General features: G+C 70.3%; 19 protein-coding genes. 9 read left to right on the top strand and 10 right to left on the bottom strand.

All coding sequences use genetic code 11. The features are described 5' to 3' along the window. The first annotated feature begins 148 nt into the window (after positions 1–148). Positions 149–2,749 carry a bifunctional FO biosynthesis protein CofGH gene (locus EL493_RS30135; protein WP_019048914.1) on the top strand — a complete coding sequence of 867 codons (2,601 nt, stop codon included), beginning with the start codon at positions 149–151 and terminating at the stop codon, positions 2,747–2,749. Positions 2,750–2,774: 25 nt separating this feature from the next. Here EL493_RS30135 and EL493_RS30130 read toward each other — a convergent pair whose 3' ends face one another. From EL493_RS30130 to EL493_RS30120, 3 genes are read right to left on the bottom strand one after another with little or no spacing between them, the layout of a single operon-like run. Further along, the gene (locus tag EL493_RS30130) at positions 2,775–3,122 is read right to left on the bottom strand and encodes a hypothetical protein (RefSeq protein WP_022566346.1); all 348 of its coding nucleotides are present in this window, start codon (positions 3,120–3,122) and stop codon (positions 2,775–2,777) included. 12 nt (positions 3,123–3,134) lie between these two features. Further along, complete coding sequence (gene scnC / locus EL493_RS30125; RefSeq protein ID WP_019048912.1) at positions 3,135–3,842, bottom strand: thiocyanate hydrolase subunit gamma; 708 nt, start codon at positions 3,840–3,842, stop codon at positions 3,135–3,137. Continuing rightward, a complete protein-coding gene (locus EL493_RS30120) occupies positions 3,839–4,678 on the bottom strand; it encodes an SH3-like domain-containing protein (protein ID WP_019048911.1) in 840 nt (279 codons plus the stop codon). Before EL493_RS30120 ends, scnC begins: the two co-directional genes overlap by 4 nt. A gap of 196 nt (positions 4,679–4,874) precedes the next feature. Between EL493_RS30120 and fdxA the strand changes: the two genes are divergently transcribed. The 4 genes from fdxA to EL493_RS33675 all read left to right on the top strand — a co-directional run bounded on the left by fdxA (position 4,875) and on the right by EL493_RS33675 (position 9,897). Continuing rightward, complete coding sequence (gene fdxA, locus EL493_RS30115) at positions 4,875–5,198, top strand: ferredoxin (protein WP_022566345.1); 324 nt, start codon at positions 4,875–4,877, stop codon at positions 5,196–5,198. Next, the gene (dapC, locus tag EL493_RS30110; protein ID WP_019048909.1) at positions 5,195–6,286 is read left to right on the top strand and encodes a succinyldiaminopimelate transaminase; all 1,092 of its coding nucleotides are present in this window, start codon (positions 5,195–5,197) and stop codon (positions 6,284–6,286) included. The genes fdxA and dapC overlap by 4 nt, the downstream gene beginning before the upstream one ends. 124 nt (positions 6,287–6,410) lie before the next feature. Beyond that, a complete protein-coding gene (locus EL493_RS30105) occupies positions 6,411–8,051 on the top strand; it encodes a GMC oxidoreductase (protein ID WP_019048908.1) in 1,641 nt (546 codons plus the stop codon). A gap of 70 nt (positions 8,052–8,121) precedes the next feature. Further along, positions 8,122–9,897 carry a serine/threonine-protein kinase gene (locus EL493_RS33675; RefSeq protein ID WP_019048907.1) on the top strand — a complete coding sequence of 592 codons (1,776 nt, stop codon included), beginning with the start codon at positions 8,122–8,124 and terminating at the stop codon, positions 9,895–9,897. Between the two features lie 43 nt (positions 9,898–9,940). Here the strand turns inward: EL493_RS33675 and EL493_RS30095 are convergent, their stop codons facing one another. Both EL493_RS30095 and EL493_RS30090 read right to left on the bottom strand, forming a co-directional pair. Further along, positions 9,941–10,666, bottom strand: coding sequence for a hypothetical protein (locus EL493_RS30095; protein WP_174435984.1), 726 nt, complete (start codon positions 10,664–10,666; stop codon positions 9,941–9,943). Between the two features lie 94 nt (positions 10,667–10,760). Further along, complete coding sequence (locus EL493_RS30090; protein WP_019048905.1) at positions 10,761–11,612, bottom strand: oxygenase MpaB family protein; 852 nt, start codon at positions 11,610–11,612, stop codon at positions 10,761–10,763. Between the two features lie 113 nt (positions 11,613–11,725). Here EL493_RS30090 and EL493_RS30085 point away from each other — a divergent pair, with 113 nt between their 5' ends. Then, positions 11,726–13,153 carry an acyl-CoA synthetase gene (locus EL493_RS30085; protein WP_019048904.1) on the top strand — a complete coding sequence of 476 codons (1,428 nt, stop codon included), beginning with the start codon at positions 11,726–11,728 and terminating at the stop codon, positions 13,151–13,153. 1 nt (position 13,154) lies between these two features. Here EL493_RS30085 and EL493_RS30080 read toward each other — a convergent pair whose 3' ends face one another. The 5 genes from EL493_RS30080 to EL493_RS30060 form a co-directional block, all read right to left on the bottom strand. After that, complete coding sequence (locus EL493_RS30080) at positions 13,155–13,820, bottom strand: molybdopterin-dependent oxidoreductase (RefSeq protein WP_030200976.1); 666 nt, start codon at positions 13,818–13,820, stop codon at positions 13,155–13,157. Between the two features lie 82 nt (positions 13,821–13,902). After that, positions 13,903–14,787, bottom strand: a complete 885-nt coding sequence (locus tag EL493_RS30075) for an RNA polymerase sigma-70 factor (protein ID WP_019048902.1) — start codon at positions 14,785–14,787, stop codon at positions 13,903–13,905. Beyond that, positions 14,784–15,863 carry an NAD(P)/FAD-dependent oxidoreductase gene (locus tag EL493_RS30070; protein WP_019048901.1) on the bottom strand — a complete coding sequence of 360 codons (1,080 nt, stop codon included), beginning with the start codon at positions 15,861–15,863 and terminating at the stop codon, positions 14,784–14,786. The genes EL493_RS30075 and EL493_RS30070 overlap by 4 nt, the downstream gene beginning before the upstream one ends. Before the next feature lie 149 nt (positions 15,864–16,012). Continuing rightward, the gene (gene dapD / locus EL493_RS30065; RefSeq protein ID WP_030200973.1) at positions 16,013–16,963 is read right to left on the bottom strand and encodes a 2,3,4,5-tetrahydropyridine-2,6-dicarboxylate N-succinyltransferase; all 951 of its coding nucleotides are present in this window, start codon (positions 16,961–16,963) and stop codon (positions 16,013–16,015) included. Positions 16,964–17,074: 111 nt separating this feature from the next. Further along, entirely contained in the window at positions 17,075–17,692 is a 618-nt protein-coding gene (locus EL493_RS30060) for a hypothetical protein (protein ID WP_019048899.1), read from the bottom strand. A gap of 322 nt (positions 17,693–18,014) precedes the next feature. On the opposite strand from EL493_RS30060, the gene dapE reads away from it, so the two are divergent. From dapE to EL493_RS30045, 3 genes are read left to right on the top strand one after another with little or no spacing between them, the layout of a single operon-like run. Beyond that, positions 18,015–19,109, top strand: a complete 1,095-nt coding sequence (dapE, locus tag EL493_RS30055; RefSeq protein ID WP_019048898.1) for a succinyl-diaminopimelate desuccinylase — start codon at positions 18,015–18,017, stop codon at positions 19,107–19,109. A 36-nt stretch (positions 19,110–19,145) separates the two neighbouring features. After that, on the top strand, positions 19,146–19,949 hold the full coding sequence (locus EL493_RS30050; RefSeq protein ID WP_030200970.1) for an LOG family protein: 804 nt from the start codon (positions 19,146–19,148) through the stop codon (positions 19,947–19,949). Beyond that, entirely contained in the window at positions 19,946–20,503 is a 558-nt protein-coding gene (locus tag EL493_RS30045) for an LOG family protein (RefSeq protein ID WP_030200962.1), read from the top strand. The genes EL493_RS30050 and EL493_RS30045 overlap by 4 nt, the downstream gene beginning before the upstream one ends. The last annotated feature ends 10 nt before the right edge of the window (positions 20,504–20,513 follow it).

Here is a 20,513-nt window from a genome sequence, read left to right as displayed (position 1 = left end):
TGCCATGGTTCCATGCGAGGCACGGTCTCTTCACCCTCTCGGGAATACCCGTGGTCGGTCGGAGGGTTGTCGTGCGACGAGGACGACCGACACCTGCCTGTCCAGGCACCGTGAGCAGCCGACCGCACGTTCCGGAAAGAAGTAGCGCATGATCGACGGGGTGACCGACCTTCCGAACCCGAGCGTTCCCCTTCCGCCGCCGACACCCGCCGCCATGCGCCGGGCGCTGCGCCGGGCACGCGACGGTGTCACCCTGAATGTCGACGAGGCCACCGTCCTGCTGCACGCGACCGGCGACGATCTCGCCGATCTGTGCGCCAGCGCGGCCCGCGTCCGCGACGCCGGGCTGGAATCGGCGGGCCGCCCCCGCACGATCAGCTACTCGCGCAATGTGTTCATCCCGCTCACCAAGCTGTGCCGGGACAAGTGCCACTACTGCACGTTCGTGACGGTGCCGGGCAAGCTGCGCGCCGAGGGTCACGGCATGTTCCTCGAGCCCGACGAGGTGCTCGAGATCGCCCGCCAGGGCGCGGCGCTGGGGTGCAAGGAAGCCCTGTTCACCCTGGGCGACCGGCCCGAGGACCGCTGGCCCGAGGCCGCGCAGTGGCTCGACGAGCGCGGCTACGACTCCACCCTGGACTACCTGCGCGCCGTCTCCATCCTGGTGCTCGAGGAGACCGGGCTGCTGCCGCACCTCAACCCCGGCGTGATGAGCTGGGCCGAGATCGCCCGGCTCAAGCCGGTCGCCCAGTCGATGGGCATGATGCTCGAGACCACCTCGACGCGGCTGTTCACCGAGAAGGGCCAGTGCCACTACGGCAGCCCCGACAAGGACCCGGCGGTGCGGCTGCGCGCCATCACCGACGCGGGCAGGCTCTCGGTGCCCTACACCACCGGCATCCTGGTCGGCATCGGCGAGACGCTCACCGAGCGCGCCGAGTCGATCATGGCCCTGCGCAAGCAGCATCGCGAGTTCGGGCACATCCAGGAAGTGATCGTGCAGAACTTCCGCGCCAAGGACGACACCGCCATGCGCGACGTCCCCGACGCCGATGTCGCCGAGTTCCTGGCCACCGTCGCGGTGACGAGACTGCTTCTGGGCCCGGATGTTCCGGTGCAGGCGCCGCCGAACCTGGTCTCGCACAGCGATTGCCGCGCCCTGATCGACGCCGGCATCGACGACTGGGGCGGCGTCTCCCCGGTGACGGTCGACCACGTGAATCCCGAACGCCCGTGGCCGAACCTGGACACCCTGCGCGAGATCACCGAGGCGGCCGGCTTCACCCTGGTCGAGCGCACCTCGGCGCATCCGAAGTACGTGCGGGCCGGGCACCCGTGGATCGATCCGCGCATCGGCGCGCACGTCGCGGCGCTCACCGACCCGGCGACCGGTCTGGCCCGGGCCGACGCGCTGCCCGTCGGCCTGCCGTGGCAGGAGCCGGACGAGTCGTGGGAGTCGGTCGGGCGCGTCGACCTCAACACCGCCATCGACACCGAGGGCCGTAACACCGACAGCCGCAGCGATTCCGGGCTCGGTCAGCAGGTCGTCGGCGCGTTCGGCGACTGGGAGACCATCCGCGAACACGCCCGCGACCTGGCGACCACCGCGCCCGAACGGCTCGACTCCGACGTGCTCGACGCCCTGCGCGCCGCCGAGCAGGACCCGGCCGGGCTCACCGACGACCAGTACCTGGCGCTGGCCACCGCCGACGGCGTGGACCTGGACGCCATCGCCGCCCTGGCTGATTCGCTGCGGCGCGAGGTCAACGGGGACGACGTCACCTACGTGGTGAACCGCAACATCAACTTCACCAACATCTGCTACACCGGCTGCCGGTTCTGCGCGTTCGCCCAGCGCAAGGGCGATGCCGACGCGTTCACCCTGAGCACCGGCGAGGTCGCCGACCGCGCCTGGGAAGCCCACGTCGACGGTGCCACCGAGATCTGCATGCAGGGCGGCATCGATCCCGAACTGCCGGTCACCGGCTACGCCGATCTGGTGCGCGCGATCAAGGCGCGGGTGCCGGGCATGCACGTGCACGCGTTCAGCCCGATGGAGATCGTCAACGGCGCCTCGCGCGGCGGGCAGAGCATCCACGACTGGCTCGCGGCGCTGAAAGAGGCCGGGCTCGACTCCATTCCGGGTACCGCGGCCGAGATCCTCGACGACGAGGTGCGTTGGGTCCTCACCAAGGGCAAGCTGCCCACCTCGGCCTGGATCGAGGTGATCACCACCGCGCACAAACTGGGCATCCGGTCCAGCTCGACGATGATGTACGGCCACGTCGACAATCCCAAGCACTGGGTGGGCCACCTGCGGGTGCTGCGCGGCATCCAGGACGAGACCGGCGGCTTCACCGAATTCGTCCCGCTGCCGTTCGTGCACCAGAGCGCCCCGCTCTATCTGGCGGGCGCGGCCCGGCCCGGACCGACCAATCGCGACAACCGCGCGGTGCACGCGCTGGCCCGGATCATGCTGCACGGCCGCATCGACAACATCCAGACCAGCTGGGTCAAGCTCGGCACGGTCGGCACCCGGATGATGCTCACCGGCGGCGCCAACGACCTGGGCGGCACCCTGATGGAAGAGACCATCTCCCGGATGGCCGGCTCCCAGCACGGCTCGGCCAAGACCGTCGCCGAACTCACCGAGATCGCGGCGGGCATCGACCGGCCGGTGCGCGAGCGCACCACCGTCTACGGCACGGTGCCGCCCAAGCCGGTGGCTCTGCCGCTGACGATCGGCTGAGCGCGGCGAATGCCGAACGGGCTGATCAGGATTCGAGCCGGGCTCGAATCCTGATCAGGCGCTCCGCCAGCTCGGTTTCATCGATGACGCCGCGGGCCACCAGCGAGTGCGCCAGCGCGACGAGCTGGTTCTCGGGGTAGGGCAGGCTCGGATAGACGGTCGCCGCGAGCGCGTCCTCCTCGTCGCGCCTGGCCTGGAAGTCCAGGCCGCCCGGCGCGCACCGGGCGTGATCGAGCGCGTCGCAGAGGCCGTCCAGGCTGGACTTCCACGGTGGCAGGGGATTGGTCACGCCGTAGGCGGCGGCCATCCGGGGCCACACCTGGTCGCGGTCGACGATCGCGCGCAACGACGCGATATCGCGTGGGGTACTCATCGTCGCCTTCCGCTAGGTCGCCGGGTGGATGGCGGGCCGGGTCGCGGTGATCACGTTGGTGGTCACCCCCGGCTTCGGGAGCGCGACGCCGATCAGGCAGTCCCTGGTGATGATCTCCGCGAGCTGATCCTCGGTCCAGCCGTCGGTGCCGGCGGGACGCATCGGCAGCACCATGAACCGGTGTTTCTGGTTCGAGTCGTGCACCCGTACCGCGACCTCCGGCGGCAGCGTGAGCCCGAACTCCGAGAGCACCTGGCGCGGCCAGCGCACCATGCGGCGCCGATAGTTGGGCGTGCGGTACCACTCGGGTGAGTTGCCCAGGATCGGGCGCGGGTAGCACGAGCACAGCGCGCACACGATCACGTTGTGCAGCGTCGGGGTGTCCGCGAGGATGGAGAACGCGGTGAAGTCGCTGGGCGTACCGAAACCGGTCGGCTCCAGCCAGTCCACGCCCACCTCCTTGCTCGCCGTCATCGGCTCGGCCAGCGCCAGCGCGTGGAAGTCGGGATCGAGCCAGGCCCTGGCCACCAGGCGCACCGCGGGCGTCGGCCCGATCTGCTCGGCGAACTCGGTGAACCGCCGGTGCTCCTCGGCGGTGAACAGGCCCTTCTCGATGCACAGTTCGCGCAGCGCGATCTCGAGCACCTCGAAGTCGGTGATCTCGTCGACCATGGGCGCCACGGTGCGCTCGTGGTCGTGGTCGTGGTCGTGCTCGGTCATACCGCCGCCTCCAGCCAGCGTTCGGGGATCTCGGTACGCAGGACGTCGCTCGCGGGCCCGGTGTAGCCGTGCCACAACCGCGCCATGTCGAACTCCACCACGTAGAACCACTCGGGTTTCGCGTCGCGACGGTCCCAGGTCTCGTCCTCGGGGGCGGGGCTCTCGTAGGCCGTCGCGGCGACCTGTCCCACCGCGCCGCGTACGTACTCCGGTGTGCGTGTGTAGAACAGCGCGGGCAGTTCCCGCACCCGCACGGCGTCACCGACCGCGAAGGCCGCCGGGCCGGCCTGTCCGGCGAACACCTGCGGATCGCCCTTGCCGACCGCCTCGAGGTGGTGCCGGTTGCGGCGGACCTGGGTACCGTCGCCCTCGAACTTCGGCTCGGCCGCCGACGGCCGCCCGGCCAGGCCGCCTGCGTAGCGCGCCTGGACCTCGAGCATCCGTTCGCTCAGCTCGGTCAGGCCGATGTGCTGCTTCTCGGCCAGGACCCGGGCCACGGCGAGCAGCCAGCGGCCGTAATACGGCAGGCCCAGGTACATGGTGCGGCCGAGATCGACATTGCCGATCCGGCGCCGTTCCTCCGACAGCCAGATCCCGCGCCAGGCGAGTACCTCGCAGATCACATAGGTGTTGTGCTCCCAGACCTCGTACTGTTTGTTCTCGTAGGTGATCGCAGCGTCGGGTTCACCGCCGACATCGTGGTCGGTCTTCAGATAGGCCCACAGCCGTGCGTGGTCGAGGAGGTCCGGCGGCGGCGCGTCGGGAAGTTCGGGATATGCGGATTTCAGCCGGGCTACCAGATCAAGCGCGGCCGCACGATCTTCCGCCGTACTCATGGCGGCTCCCTTCGTTGCGCTGACGACAACGAGATCCTGTTCTGAATCTAGGGTCCGATACGCCGGAGGTAAAGAGTGATCGGCTGATCGGGAGTGCGAGTTAGGGCAGGCTGACCTGGGACTGAGGTGCGGTCTCGGGATAGGGTTTCGGTTGGCGGAGTACCACCGCAGGTGAGGACAGACTAGGAGAACGGCAGTGCCGTACATCATCGCTGAACCGTGCGTTGACGTGAAGGACAAGGCGTGCATCGAGGAATGCCCCGTGGATTGCATCTACGAGGGTGGCCGCATGCTCTACATCCAACCCGACGAGTGCGTTGACTGTGGTGCGTGTGAACCGGTCTGCCCGGTGGAGGCGATCTTCTACGAGGACGACACCCCGGACCAGTGGAGCGGTTACATCAACGCCAACGTCGACTTCTTCGACGAGCTCGGTTCGCCCGGCGGCGCCACGAAGGTGGGCAAGGTCGACTACGACCCGGCCTTCATCAAGGCGCTGCCGCCCATGGCCGAAGAATGAGGGTCAGCAGCCTGCTGCCCGACTTTCCCTGGGACACGATCGCCGCGGTCAAGCAGAAGGCGGCCGCGCACCCGGGCGGACTGGTCGACCTGTCGGTCGGCACCCCGGTCGACCCGGTCGATCCGCTGATCCAGGCGGCCCTGGAATCGGTGGCCGCGGTCCCCGGCTACCCGACCACGCACGGCACCCCTGAGCTGCGCGAGGCCGCGGTGGCGGCGCTGGCCCGCCGGTACGGCATCACCGGGGTCGACCCGGCCGCCGTGCTGCCGGTGATCGGCACCAAGGAGCTCATCGCCGGGCTGCCGCGCCTGCTCGGGCTCGGCGCCGACGACCTGGTGGTGATCCCCGAGATCGCCTACCCGACCTACGAGGTCGGCGCGCTGCTGGCGGGCGCCAAGCCGTGGCGGGCCGACGGGCTCACCCAGATCGGCCCGCAGAAGCCCGCGCTGATCTATGTGAACTCGCCGTCGAACCCGACCGGCAAGGTGCTCGGCGTCGACCATCTGCGCAAGGTGGTGGCGTTCGCGCGCGAGCGCGGCGCCGTGGTGGCCTCCGACGAGTGCTACCTGGGCCTGACCTGGGAGGGCGAGGCCGTCTCGATTCTCGACCCGCGCGTGTGCGACGGCGACCATACCGGCCTGCTGGCGATCCATTCGCTGTCGAAGACCTCGAACCTGGCCAGCTACCGCGCCGGATTCGTCGCGGGCGACCCGGAACTGGTGGCCGAACTGCTCGAGGTGCGCAAGCACTCGGGCATGATGCTGCCCTTCCCGATCCAGGCCGCGATGACCGCCGCGCTGCGCGACGACGAGCACGAGGCGCGGCAGCGCGAGCGTTACCGCGCGCGCCGGGACCTGCTGCGAAAGGCGTTGCGGGAAGCCGGTTTCCGGATCGACTTCTCCGAGGCGGGCCTGTACCTGTGGGTCACCCGCGGTGAGTCCTGCCGGCGCACGCTGGACTGGCTGGCCGAGCGCGGGATCCTCGCCGCGCCCGGCGATTTCTACGGTCCGCGCTCGCCCGAGCACGTGCGGATCGCGCTCACTGCGACCGACGAACGGATCGCCGCCGCGGCCGAACGCCTGGCCTGATCCACCGCTTCCGCAAACCCCGGGCACTCCCGTGCCTGGGGTTTCGTTTGTCCGAAACGCGGTTGTTTCACTGCAAGTCTCGGTATAACAGGTTCTCATTGCAGTCTCGATGAGGAGCCTCTCTGTGCGTGAATTCTTGTATGAAAAGCCAGGTCAGTACCGCTACACTGGCGGCCTATCGCGGCGCCGCTTCCTAGCTGCAACAGGTTTCACGCTCGGTGCGGCGGCGCTGGGTGGCCAGGCGGTCGCCGCCGCCGCGCCCGCCGCCGACGGCGACAAGGTCCCGGCGCTGGTCATCGGCAGCGGCTACGGCGGATCGGTCGCCGCGCTGCGGCTGGCTCAGGCGGGGGTCGACGTGCTGGTCGCCGAGATGGGCATGTCCTGGACCAAACCGGGCTCCGACGGCAACATCTTCTGTCCGGTCCTGAAACCCGACGGCCGCTCCTACTGGCTGCGCGACACCACCGATCAGCCCGTCGGCTACTTCATGGGCGGCTCGTACAACAAGGACATCGACCGCTACACCGGCGTGCTCGACTCGGAGAACTTCGGCGGGATCCGGGTCTACCAGGGGCGCGGCGTCGGTGGCGGCTCGCTGGTCAACGGCGGCATGGCGGTGACGCCCAAGCGGGAGAACTTCGGCGCGATCCTGCCCTCGGTGAACGCCGACGAGATGTACGCCACCTACTACCCTCGGGCCAACAGCGCGCTGGGGGTGAACTCCATCGACCAGAACTGGTTCGAATCGGCCGAGTGCTACCAATTCGCGCGGGTGGGGCGCAAGCATGCCGAAAGGTCGGGCTTCGGCTGGACTTTCGTGCCCAACGTCTACGACTTCGAGTACATGAAGAAGGAGCAGGCGAACACGGTGCGCCGCTCCGCGCTGGCCGGTGAGGTGATCTACGGCAACAACGCGGGCAAACGCTCGCTGGACAAGACCTACCTGGCGGCGGCCACGGGTACCGGCAAGGTGACCATCGCCGCCCAGCACATGGTCACCGGGGTCACGCCCAGCGGCGGTGGCTACGAGGTGGAGCTGGCCCAGATCGACACCCAGGGGCGCACCACCGCCACGAAGAAGATTGTGGCGGAACGGGTCTTCTTCGCCGCGGGCAGTATCGGGACCAGCAAGCTGCTGGTCGCCATGAAGGCCAAAGGGCAGCTGCGCGACCTGTCCGACGCGGTAGGCAAGAAGTGGGGCAACAACGGCAATGTGATGGTCGGCCGGGCCAACCACATGTGGGATGCCACCGGCAGCCTGCAATCGGCCATGCCGTGCCTGGGTATCGACAATTGGGCCGACGCGGGCGGTCCCGCGTTCGCCGAGGTGGCGCCGTTCCCCTCCGGGCTGGAGACGTACGTGAGCCTGTACCTGGCGATTACCAAGAACACCAACCGGGCCCAGTTCACCTTCAACTCCGGTACCGGCAAGGTGGATCTGAACTGGCAGACCGCCTGGAGCCAGCCCTCGATCAATGCTGCCAAGCGGATCTTCGACAAGATCAACAGCAAAGAGGGCACCATCTACCGCACCGACCTGTTCGGCGTGTACAAGACCTGGGGCGACGATTTCACCTATCACCCGCTGGGCGGCTGCGTGCTCAACGAGGCCACCGACAACTACGGCCGCCTGCACGGCTACCAGGGTCTCTACGTGATCGACGGCTCGCTCATCCCCGGCAATACGAGCGTGAACCCCTTCGTCACCATCACCGCGCTGGCCGAACGCAATATCGAACGGATCATCGCCGACGATCTGGGCTGACCTCGCGTCCCGGCTGCCGGATCGGCTAGGGTCCGGCAGTCGGAGTGTGGGATCGAAAGGCTCGTCACGAATGCACGGGGTGGAGTTCGGCGCGGGCACGGTGTTCGCCGGATATCGGATCGAAAGGCTGCTCGGCCGGGGTGGCATGGGAACCGTGTACCTGGCGGCGCACCCGCGGCTGCCGCGGCAGGTGGCGCTGAAACTGCTGAATCGGGAACTGTTCTCGGATCCGGAGGTGCGCGGGCGGTTCGAGCGCGAGGCCGATGTGTCGGCGCACCTGGATCATCCCGGCATCGTGTCGGTGCTCGACCGGGGTGTCGAGGACGGGCTGATGTGGATCTCCATGCAGTACGTCGACGGGACCGACGCCTCGGTGTTCCGCGGCACGCCGGTGGAGCCCGCCCGCGCGCTCGGCATCGTCGCCCAGACCGGTGAGGCGCTGGACTACGCCCATGAACGCGGGGTGCTGCACCGGGATGTGAAGCCCGCCAACATCCTGCTGGCCCGCGCCCGGACCGGTGATCGCGTCCTGCTCACCGACTTCGGCATCGCCCGCCTGCGCGGTGACGCCCGTCAGCTCACCCGCACCGGTGCCTTCCTGGCCACCCTCGCCTACGCCTCACCCGAACAGCTGTCCGGCGCCGCGGTGGACCACCGCTCCGACCAGTACTCCCTGGGCTGCACCCTGTTCACCCTGCTCACCGGCGAAAGCCCGTTCCCCGCGGACAATCCCGGCGCCGTGGTCGCCGCGCACCTGACCAAACCGGTGCCGAGCGCCTCGGCCGCGGTACCGGCCCTGCCTGCCGCCATCGACGCCGTGATCGCCCGGGCGCTGGCGAAGAACCCCGACGAAAGATTCGGCAGCTGTGCGGAATTCGCGCAGGCGGCGACGGCGGCGCTGGCGCCGGGTGGGCCGTCGCCGGTCGGCGCAAGCGGGTCGGGATCGGGCGGGCACGCGGTGGTGGGGGCCGGGTATGGCGTCGGCGTGGCCGGTCCCGCCGTGGGGGCAGGGCCCACCGCCGGTGTGGACGGCTCGACGCCGAGCCTCGGCGGGGGTAACGCCCTGTGGGGATCGAATCACCAGGTGGGGCAGGGGAACCCGCCGATGCGGCAGGCCGGCGCTTCCAGGTCGAGCCCGGCGATGGCGACGGTGATCGCCGCACCGCCGCAGTCGCTTCCGCGACCGCCGGTCGACGGTGGGGCGGCGGGGCCGCGGTGGGATGTGCCCGGGTACGGCTCGGGCCGTGGGCCGGTCGCACCCCGGAAAGCGGTGTCGTCGCGGTGGCGGGTGCTCGCGGTGAGTCTGCTGGTGCTGGCGCTCGTGGCCGGTGTCGGTGTGGTCGGGGTGGGGGCCGTGTACTGGAAGTTCGTGCGGCCGGGGCGGATCGCGCCGCTCCCGGTGGCGTCCTGGGGCGAGCATCGCTCGATCCTCTATGACTTCTCCGGGGCGCTGCCCGCCGATCCCACCGCCACCGGATGGCTGGATTCGAAGTGCCACGCCACCGGCGCGCTGGTCGTCCAGACCGGGGACCCGGTACCGCTGCGGCAGATCACCTGCACCGATTCCCAGGGCGTCACCTCCTGGTACACCCAGTACGCCGATTCCGCCGCCGCCGACGCCTACCTCACCCGGCACGCCACCGCGCAGCCGGACACCACCCGCAAGGCCGCGGTCGGCGCGAATGCCACCATCACCGCGTGGCGCCCCCGTGCCGGCGAACCGTTCACCCTGGCCGCCCGCCGCGCTGTCGACGGTGTCGGGCAGCCGGTCGTCGTCGAGGTCTCCGCGCCGGGTGGTTCCTTCGAATCGACCCAGCTCAACTGGTATCTCTGGGCGCCGCTGTAAACGCCTGCCACGCTGGGGTGTTCGCCGCGCAGACCTCGCGCCGCTAGCGCACGGGGACCAGCGCGGCCCCGACGAAACGCAGCACCAGCGCGGGCAGGGCGTCGAGGACGTCGGCGGACTGGTCGGCGGGGCTGCCGTAGGTGTGCGCGGCCACCGAGAAGCCGGGCGCGAACGAGGCCGACGCCACCTCGGGCGCGCCCACGTCCGACCAGCCCCACTTGCTGCCCTGCACGCCGGGCAGCTGCGCGGTGCCCCAGTTCTGCGGGGTGCCGTCGGCGGCGGTGTTGCTCGCGCCCGCCATCCATTCGAAGATCGGCGAGCCGGGGTCGGTGCGCTGCTTGGTGACCAGGAATTCGGTGAGATCGGCGGTGCTGGTGGTGGAGCGGCCCCAGTCGGCGGTGCCGTGGGTCTGGCGCAGGTTGTATTCGCTCGCCGTGGCCTCGATGGCCTGCGGATACTTGTTCGCCAGTTCGGTGGCGGCGCCGTCGTCGGAGTCGCGGATCATACGTTCGCCCAGTGCGCGGTCGGCAGGGGAGCCGTCACCGTGGCGCAGCGCGTAGTCGACGATGTAGAGCTTGGACATCGACAGCGCGCCGCGTGGTTCGTGCTCGTTGGCTGTGCCCCAGGCGAATCCGCCGGGCGTGCGCAGCGACATGGCGGTGCGCGAGGGCACCGTGTTCGGGGCCTCGTCGGCGTGGGCGGCGGGCGCGGCGATCGCGAGCCCGACGGCGGCCGCCGCCACACACCATGTCACTGTTCGAATGCCCACGAGCGTCCTCCGGTTTCCGCGCGACGGTGATCACGATCGTGCGAATGAAACCCGAACGTCGCAGGTCGGCGCGGGAGGCGCGCGGGAGAATCGGTCAGATCAGCGGCTTGCCCGTGCGCTGCCTGCGCCGCATGTCGGCCAGGGTGAGATTGAACGGAAAGTTGCGGATGGCGCGCGGCATGCGGGCCGAGATTCGCCCGCCCGTGCGCATCAGCCGGTTGAGCCTGCGCTCGTCGCGGTCGGACCAGGACAGGCCCATCTCGTCGCGCAGACGCTGGGGCAGCAGGCCGGTGGTGAACCAGCGGTGGAAGCGGGCGTAGGGCTGACGCAGCGGCCTGGCGACCATCTTCAGATCGAGCAGGTCGTCGAAGTAGGCCTTGATGGTGGGGTCGATGCTGGTCTTGGCCAGGTTCTCGGTCCAGTAGGCGTCGAAGGCGGCGCGGTCGGCCGGCCACATCTCGCGCGGCACCTGCAGCGTGGTGCCGAGGTGGTGGGCGTATTCGTAGAAGGTGTCGGCGATCTCGTCGTCGGTGGGGCCGTAGATGCGGGCCATCACGTCGACCGAACCCCAGTACAGGCAGGCGGCCACCCACATCTGCAGGTTGCGGTCGAAGGCGTTGTACTTCACCGGGCTGTCGGCGGTGGAGTGGACGTACTTGTGCGCGCCGTTGACGGCGGTGCGGTAGGCGGCGCGATCCTCGTCGGTGCCCATCAGGGCCACCGCGAGATAGGTCAGCGTCGTGCGCGTTCGCTTCACCGGGTGCAGCATGATGCTGCCGCTGTGGACTCGGGATTCCGCGACGCCGTAGCCGACCGGTGCCAGACTGAGCTGCATGATCACATTGGCGGTGGCGCCCCAGAAGGCGGCCGAACCGTCGACGTAGTCCCGGATGTCGAATTCCGCTGGTCCGGAGCGGCCCGAGCGCGCGCGAGCAAGGATGGTCATCGTTGACCCCTTCATCGGTGAGAGAACTATACAAAGAATGTCTCATCATGTCGCCGGGGTGTCAACGGACGGCGGCGTGCGACAGGCGAATCGCGTGGCATTAGCGTGAACGAATGCCCTACGGTCCGCCGCTGCTGCTCTCCTCGCTCGACCCGATCGCCGTCGCCGCCGGGGCCGACATTCCCGACGCCGTCACCATCGATGATGCCACTCTGTCGCGCTCGGATCTGCTGGGTGCGGCGACCTCGGTCGCCGAGCGGATCGCCCGCGCCGACCGCGTCGCCGTGCTGGCCGAACCCACCGTGCGTACCGTGCTCGCGGTGGTCGGCTGCCTGATCGCGGGCGTCACCGTGGTGCCGGTGCCGCCGGACTCGGGCGCGGCCGAACTCGAGCACATCCTGCGCGACTCGGGCGCTCAGGCCTGGCTCGGCGCCGCGCCGGAGGGCACCGGGCTGCCGGTGGTGCCGGTGCGGCTGCACGCCCGCTCCTGGCACACCTACCCCGAGCCCGACCCGGCCTCGACCGCGTTCATCCTCTACACCTCCGGGACCACGGGCGCGCCCAAGGGCGTGATGCTGAGCCGGGCCGCCATCGCCGCCGGGCTCGACGCGCTCGCCGAAGCCTGGGCCTGGACCTGGAAGGACACCCTGGTGCACGGGCTTCCGCTGTTCCACGTGCACGGGCTGATCCTCGGACTGCTCGGCCCGCTGCGGGTGGGCAGCCCGGTGATCCACACCGGCAAACCGACGCCGGAGGCCTACGCGGCGGCGGGCGGCAGCCTGTACTTCGGGGTGCCGACGGTGTGGTCGCGCGTGGTCGAACAGCCCGAGCTGGCCCGGCGCCTGGGCAAGGCCCGGCTGCTGGTGTCGGGCAGCGCGCCGCTGCCGGTGCCGGTGTTCGAGAAGCTCGCCGAGCTCACCGGGCAGGCGCCGGTGGAGCGCTACGGGATGAGCGAAACCATGATCACGCTGTCCACCCGCGCCGACGGCGAGCGCAGGCCGGGCTGGGTGGGCACGCCGGTGCGTGGCGTGGAAACCCGGCTGCGCGACGAATCGGGGGCGCCCGTGCCGCACGACGGTGAGAGCATCGGCGCGTTGCAGGTGCGCGGGCCGATGCTGTTCGGCGGCTACCTCAACCGGCCCGACGCCACCGCCGCGGATTGGACCGAGGACGGCTGGTTCCGTACCGGCGACGTCGCGGTGATCGACGCCGAGGGCTTCCACCGCATCGTCGGGCGCGAATCCATCGACCTGATCAAGTCCGGCGGGTACCGGATCGGCGCGGGCGAACTGGAGACCGCGCTGCTCGGGCACCCGGCGGTGGCCGAGGTCGCGGTGGTCGGGCTGCCCGACGACGACCTCGGTCAGCGCATCGTGGCCTTCGTCGTCCCGCGCGCGGTCGGCTCCGCCGAGCTGGCCACCGAACTGATCGCCCATGTGGGCGCGCAGGTTTCGGCGCACAAGCGGCCCAGGGAGGTGCGCTTCGTCGAGAGCCTGCCGCGCAACGCGATGGGCAAGGTGCAGAAGAAGCTGCTCGGCTGACTCAGTCGCCCCTGCTGCCGCGCGCGCTCAGCGCCCGGATCGGCCCGATCAGCCGGTGGTAGAAGGGCCGCACCACCCGGCCGGGCAGATACCGGTGCCGTTCCTCCACCCAGACGCGCGCCCTGCGGTGCGCGGCGATCGGCGAGAACCGTTCGGGGTCGGGCGGTTCGGTGGTGTGGAACTCGATGCGGCACAGGTGCTTCGTATTGACGAAGCCGTACTGGCTCGGGCTCACCAAGCGGATCGGTGCGCCGTGGTCGGCGGTGAGCGGCTGCCCGTCGAGCCGGTCGGCGATGAGCACGTCGGCGGCCAGGGCGTCGTCGAGCAGAACGATCGACTGGTAGCCGTCGAGTCCGGCGAACACGACGTGGGTGATCGTGGCGCCGGGCCGCACCGCGGGCTCGACCCGCTGCCGGTAGAAGGTCTCGAACGAGGTCCCCTCCCACCGCAGTCCGGTCGCCGACCAGCCCGCGACGCAGTGGAAGTCGGCGAGCTGTTCGTGCCGGGGGAGGGCGGCGAGGTCGGCCTGGGACAGCGTGACCGGTTCGGTCAGCGCGCCGGTCAGCGTGAGCGTGGGGGCGGCGGGCACCGGCGGCGGTGGGTGATGGAGGTGGGTTCCGAAGCGCGGAAAGCCCTCGACCGCGCGTTGACCAGGGGGAAGTACCATGACGATCCTCCAGATATACGGTTCCGTATATCTGGGAGCCTACCCGCGGTGCCCGACGGCGTCGAGCACCGCGAGGCGCAGGTCACCCCGGAATCCGGACGCCCCTGAGCTTTTCGGGGTTGCGGACGCAGTAGACGGCGGTGACCACGCCGTCGGTGACCTCGACGGAGGTGACCTGGTCCAGGACGCCGTCGATGGTGACCGCGACGCTGGGCATCGCGTTGTAGACGCCGGTGTGCACCCCGATCGCGCCCATCCTGCTGCCCTTCTGGAACAGGCCGACCACCAGCCTGGCCACCTTGTCGGGGCCGAGCACCGGCCTGCGCACCGCGTTGACCACGCCGCCGCCGTCGCCGATGTAGACCACGTCGGGGGCCAGCACGTCCATCAGCGCCTGCACGTCGCCGGTGGCCGCGGCGATGGAGAACCGCTCGGCCACCGACTGCGCCTCCGACGGGGTCGCCACCGCGGTGTGCCGTTTGGCGTGCACGCGCTCGCGCGCGCGCTGATTCACCTGGCGCACCGCGGCTTCGGACTTGTCCACCGCCGCCCCGATCTCGGCGTAGCTGAAGGCGAACACCTCGCGCAGCACGAACACCGCGCGCTGGATCGGCGTGAGCGTCTCCAGCACCAGCAGCATCGCGGTGGTCACCGCCTCGCCGGTGAGCACGTGCTCGACCCCGTCCGGCGACTCGGCGGCCAGCGGCTCGGGCAGCCACGGGCCGATGTACTCCTCGCGCCTGCGCGCGGCCGAACGGAGCACGCTGAGCGCCTGCCGGGTGACGATCCGGGCGAGGTAGGCGCGCGGGTTGTCGACCGTGGCCGGGTCGACCTCGCGCCAGCGCAGGTAGCTGTCGTGCAGCACGTCCTCGGTGTCGGCCACCGAACCGAGGATCTCGTAGGCGATCGAGAACAGCAGCCTGCGGTGCTCGGCGAATTCGTCGGCCGGATCGGGGGTTCCGGTCATTTCTTCGGTCCGCGCAGCCAGACGGTGTTGCCGGTGCGCGCGCTCCACGCGGCGTAGCGGACGATGCGTTCCTTGGTGACGGCGGCGACCCGGCCACGGAACGCCGCGGGCAGCGGGGAGTCGTCGCGCCGCGAGGTCTGCATGACCGCGTCGTGCCTGCCCAGGCTCAGCGCCTGCCCGCCGTAGCCCATCGAATAGGGCCGTGGCTCGCGTCCGTCGATCATCCTGGCCAGCGTATCGGCCGCGTGCGCGCCCTGCGGCGCCGCGGTCGCGCAGGCCATGCGCGCGCCGGGGACGGCCGCGCAGTCGCCGACCGCGAAGATCCGCGGATCGGTGACGCTGCGCAGGTACGGGTCGACCAGCGCCCGGCCGGTGGCGTCCACGGCGAGGCCGCTGCGCGCGGCCAGGTCGGGCACCGCCGACACGACCGCCCACAGCGTGAGGGCGGAGTCGAGCGCGGCCCCCGAGCGCAGGGTCACGGTGGTGCCGTCGATCGCGACGACCTCGTCGGTGTGCACTCCGACGCCGAGCCGGTCCAGGCTGCGCAGCACGCGCCGCTGTCCCGCGTCCGACAGGCTCGCCCCGATCTGCGCGCTCACCAGCCGCACGGTCAGGTCGGGCCGGGCCTCGGCGACCTCGGCCGCGGTCTCGATACCGGTGAGGCCGCCGCCGATCACGGTGACGGTCGCCTCGGCCGGCAGCGCGGCGAGGGCGCCTCGCGCCTGCTCGGCGCCCTCCCACGTGCCCACCGCGATCGAGCCGGGCAGCGGCGTCGCCGTGCTGCCGACCGCGAGGAACAGGTGGTCGAACGTCAGCCCGGTGCCGTCGTCCAGGGTGACCGCGCCGTCGCCCACCTTCTCCACGCCCGCCACCCGCGTCTCGATCCCGGGACGCAGCATCTCCGCGAGCGGTGTCGCCGCCGACCCCGTCCCCGCCAGCTGTTCGTGCAGCCGCACCCGCTCCACGAACTCCGCGCGCGGATTCACCACGGTGATCCGTGCCCCCGCGACCTTCTTCCTCAGCCGGTTCGCCGCGACCGCCCCCGCGTACCCCGCTCCGACCACCACGATGTCCATCTCTGCCTCCTGCCGTGGAATGTGCGTCGACCATGAGATGCGCGGGCGCCCGGATTCGTGATGGTGAGGTGGGTCACAGGTCGTCACGCCGGGGTCCGGAAACGACGACGGCCCCGCGCTCGGTGAGCGCGGGGCCGTCGGAGTGGGGCTCAGTCGTTGGCGTGCAGGGCGGCGTTGAGCTCGATGCCGGTGCCCTGGCGCGGGACCACCTCGACGGCGCCGGTGGTGGAGTTGCGGCGGAACAGCAGGTTGTTCTGCCCGGACAGGGTCGCGGCCTTGACCACGGTGCCGTCGGGGCCGGTCACCTTGGTGCCCGCGGTGACGTAGAGGCCCGCCTCGATGACGCAGTCGTCGCCGAGGGAGATGCCGAGGCCCGAGTTGGCGCCGAGCAGCGAGCGTTCGCCGACCGAGATCACCTGGGTGCCGCCGCCGGACAGGGTGCCCATGATGGAGGCGCCGCCGCCCACGTCGGTGCCGTCGCCGACGACGACGCCGGCCGAGATGCGGCCCTCGACCATGGAGTTGCCCAGGGTGCCCGCGTTGAAGTTCACGAAGCCCTCGTGCATGACGGTGGTGCCCGAGGCCAGGTGCGCGCCGAGGCGGACCCGGTCGGCGTCGCCGATCCGGACGCCCGAGGGCACCACGTAGTCGACCAGGCGCGGGAACTTGTCGACGCTGAGCACGGTGACCGGGCCGCGGGCGCGCAGCCGCAGCCGGGTCTGCTCGAAGCCGTCCACCGCGCACGGGCCGTGGTTGGTCCACACCACATTGCTGAGCAGGCCGAACTGGCCGTCCAGGCTCAGGCCGTGCGGCTGGACGAGGCGGTGCGAGAGCAGGTGCAGGCGCAGGTACACGTCGTGCGCGTCCACCGGGGCGGCCGACAGGTCCGCGATGGTGGTGCGCACCGCGATCACCTCGACCCCGCGGGCGGCGTCGACCCCGAGCAGCTCGGCGAACTCGGCCACCTCGGCGGCGTCCAGGCGCTTGGAACCGGTCTCGGTGAATTCGCCCAGCTCGGGGCTGGGGTACCAGGTGTCGAGGACCGTGCCGTCCGAGGTCACGTTGGCGATGCCGACTGCAGTTGCTCCCTGAATACTCACGGCCTTCATCTTGCCGGTTCGGCGGCCGGAAGTGTCGGCCACCCCCTGACAGCGCACGGGGTGCGCGAGCGCGAACGCCCACGCACCCCGCGCGGTGCTACAGCCGGTGGATCAGGGCTGGCCGGTCGCGAACGCGATCACGGCGTCCAGGAACTCCTGACCGCCCATCACGTAGCCGCCGATCAGCGCGCCGGCCGGGATGGTGATCAGCCACAGGAACGGGATGAACGCGCCGATGACCGCGCCGATGACGATGCCCGGCAGGTTCTTGTTGACCTGCTCCATCAGCCGGTCGTAGGAGCTGATGTCCTTGGCGTTCGCGACGGCGCCCAGCTTCGCGGTGTCCTCCTGGCTCATCGACGCGGCCAGGGTGACGCTGCGCCCGTCCTCGCTGATCGTCGGCGTGACCGCGATCGGCAGCCCGGCGACCTCGGAGCGCAGCGGCGCCTGGTCGACGGTGACGCCGTCGGAGGTGCGCAGCTGCACGGCCGAGCCGTCGGCGGCGACCTCGAACCGGCCGCTGTCGACCGCCCAGGTGATGGTCTTGTCCGCGGGCGACACCGAAGTGGTGTAGTTGATTCCGTGGGTAACACCGGAAGTCGCGCCCCCCGAAGCCACTACGGCAGGCTGCTCGGTCGCCACGGCGGGCTGACCGTTGGCGGTGGCCGCGGTAATCCCCATCGCGGTGATCGCCAGGAATGCAGCGGTAGTGATCTTTCCGAACTTCATTTCGTGTGAATCCCTCCGTATTTCCGGCTGCCCCGGAAAGGGCAGCGCCAGAACGCTAGCGCGCGGCAATTCGGCTGCCGCGCAAGGGGGTTCATCGTCAAACAATCGTAATATTTGCTCCGGCGGGTAATTCTCGCGCAATTCGTCGCGGTGCCGATTGCGTATTCGGGGGCTGATTGGTGGCGACGGCACGGGCACCGCCGATTCGCTCCCCGGATGCTGTGTTTCCCGGGCACCGCGCGCGCAGGTGGGAACGCCGGTCACCGAGCGCGCCGCCCGGTGAACAGCGGAGGTGTCCGCCGTGCCGTACTACTGTCGAGATGTGACTCTCGATTTGCATGCCGACCCCATCCAGTTGACGGCCGCCCTGGTCGACATCCCGAGTGTGTCGCGGGACGAGGCCAAGATCGCGGATCTGGTCGAGCAGGCATTACGGGAACAGACCACCGGCTTCGAGGTGCTGCGGCACGGCAACGTGGTGCTCGCGCGGACCACCCGCGGCCTGCCCACCCGGGTCATCCTGGCCGGTCACCTGGACACCGTGCCGATCGCCGACAACGTGCCGAGCCGTCCCGACAAGGTCGACGGCGAACCGGTGCTGTTCGGCTGCGGCACCGTCGACATGAAGTCCGGCGACGCGGTGTTCCTGCACCTCGCCGCCACCATCGCCGATCCGGCGCACGACCTCACCCTGATCTTCTACGACGGCGAGGAGATCGCCGCCGAGTTCAACGGCCTCGGGCAGATCGAGCGGGAGATCCCGGAGTGGCTCGACGGCGACCTGGCCATCCTCGGCGAGCCCTCCGGCGGCTGGATCGAGGCAGGCTGCCAGGGCACGCTGCGGGTCCGGCTCACCACCTCCGGCGTGCGCGCGCACTCGGCCAGGGCCTGGCTGGGCGAGAACGCCATCCACGGCCTGGCGCCGGTGCTCGAACGGCTCTCCGGGTACGAGGCGCGGCAGGTCGACATCGACGGCTGTGTCTACCGCGAGGGCCTGTCGGCCGTGCGGGTGGCGGGTGGCGTCGCGGGCAATGTGGTGCCCGATGTGGCCGAGGTGGATGTGAACTTCCGTTTCGCCCCCGATCGCACCGTCGAGCAGGCGATCGCGCACGTCCGCGAGGTCTTCGCGGGGCTCGACGTCGCGTTCGAGGTCACCGACTCCTCGCCCGGCGCGCTGCCCGGCCTGACCGCGCCCGCCGCGCGCACCCTCATCGACTCGGTCAACGCGCACGGCGGTGGCGGCGTGCGCGCCAAGTACGGCTGGACCGACGTCTCGCGCTTCGCCGCCCGCGGCATCCCGGCCGTCAACTTCGGCCCCGGCGACCCGAACCTGGCGCACAAGCGCGACGAGCACGTCCCGCTGAGCCAGATCACCGCCGTCACCGCCATGCTGCGCACCTACCTGTCAGCCCGCTGACGACCGCCGTTCCCTCCCACCCAGTAGCGTGGTGGCATGTCTACCGATTCCGCTGACCAGGCTGGGAAGGTCAAATCCACGGCGAAGTTCCGGGGGCCGGTGATGTTCCGGCGCAACCGCAAGCAGGGCATGCGCACCGCCGACCGGAACCTGCTCGACTCCCGGCAGGACAGCGACTGGGTACACACCGATCCGTGGCGGGTGCTGCGGATCCAGGCCGAGTTCGTGGAGGGTTTCGGCGCGCTCGCCGAGGTGCCGCCCGCGGTGACCGTCTTCGGATCGGCGCGGACCCTGCGCAGCGATCCCGAGTACGCCGCGGGCCAGGCCATCGGCGCCGCGCTGTCGCAGGCCGGTTTCGCGGTGATCACCGGCGGCGGTCCCGGCGCCATGGAGGCCGCCAACCGCGGATCCTCGGAGGCGGGCGGATATTCGATCGGCCTGGGGATCGAGCTGCCGTTCGAGCAGGGCCTCAACGAGTGGGTCGATCTCGGGATCAACTTCCGGTACTTCTTCGTGCGCAAGACCATGTTCGTGAAGTACTCGCAGGCCTTCGTCTGTCTCCCCGGCGGTTTCGGCACCCTCGACGAACTGTTCGAGGCGCTGACGCTGGTGCAGACCCGCAAGATCACCCGGTTCCCGATCATCCTGTTCGGCAGCGCCTACTGGACGGGCCTGGTCGACTGGCTGCGCGACACCATGGCGGTCGCGGGCAAGATCTCGCCGGAGGACCTCGACCTGATCCAGATCACCGACAGCGTCGACGAGGTCGTGCGGATCATCCGGGGCGAGACCGGCGACCACGCCGACATCGAGCGCCTCGGCACCGAGGACAAGTGGTGAGCGCGCCCTATTCCGTCTGCGTCTACTGCTCGGCCAGCACCACCGATCCCGCCCTGATCAGCCTCGCCGCCCGCGTGGGCACCGAGATCGCCCGGCGCGGTTGGCAACTGGTGTCCGGCGGCGGTCACGTGTCGATGATGGGCGCGGTCGCCACCGCGGCCAGGGCCGGTGGCGCGCACACCATCGGCGTGATCCCGAAACACCTGGTGCACAAGGAAGTCGCCGATGTCGACTCCGACGAGCTGCTGGTCACCGACACCATGCGCCAACGCAAGCAGCTGATGGAGGCGCGCGCCGACGCGTTCCTCGCGCTGCCCGGCGGGGTCGGCACACTGGAGGAACTGTTCGAGACCTGGACCGGCGGCTACCTGGGCGAACACACCAAACCCGTGGTGGTGCTCGACGCCGACGGTTTCTACGGCGGCCTGTTCCGCTGGCTCGACGAACTGTACGAACGCAGAATCGTGACGCGGCAGGCGCGCGAGCGGCTCATCGTGGCCACCGACCTGCCCGCCGCGTTCGCTGCACTGGAACCGGCCGCGGCCGAGGGCTAGAGGAGATTTC

It is taken from the genome of Nocardia asteroides, from assembly GCF_900637185.1.
GTDB classification, from domain to species: Bacteria; Actinomycetota; Actinomycetes; order Mycobacteriales; family Mycobacteriaceae; genus Nocardia; species Nocardia asteroides.
This window is presented reverse-complemented; position numbering and strand designations above follow the sequence as displayed.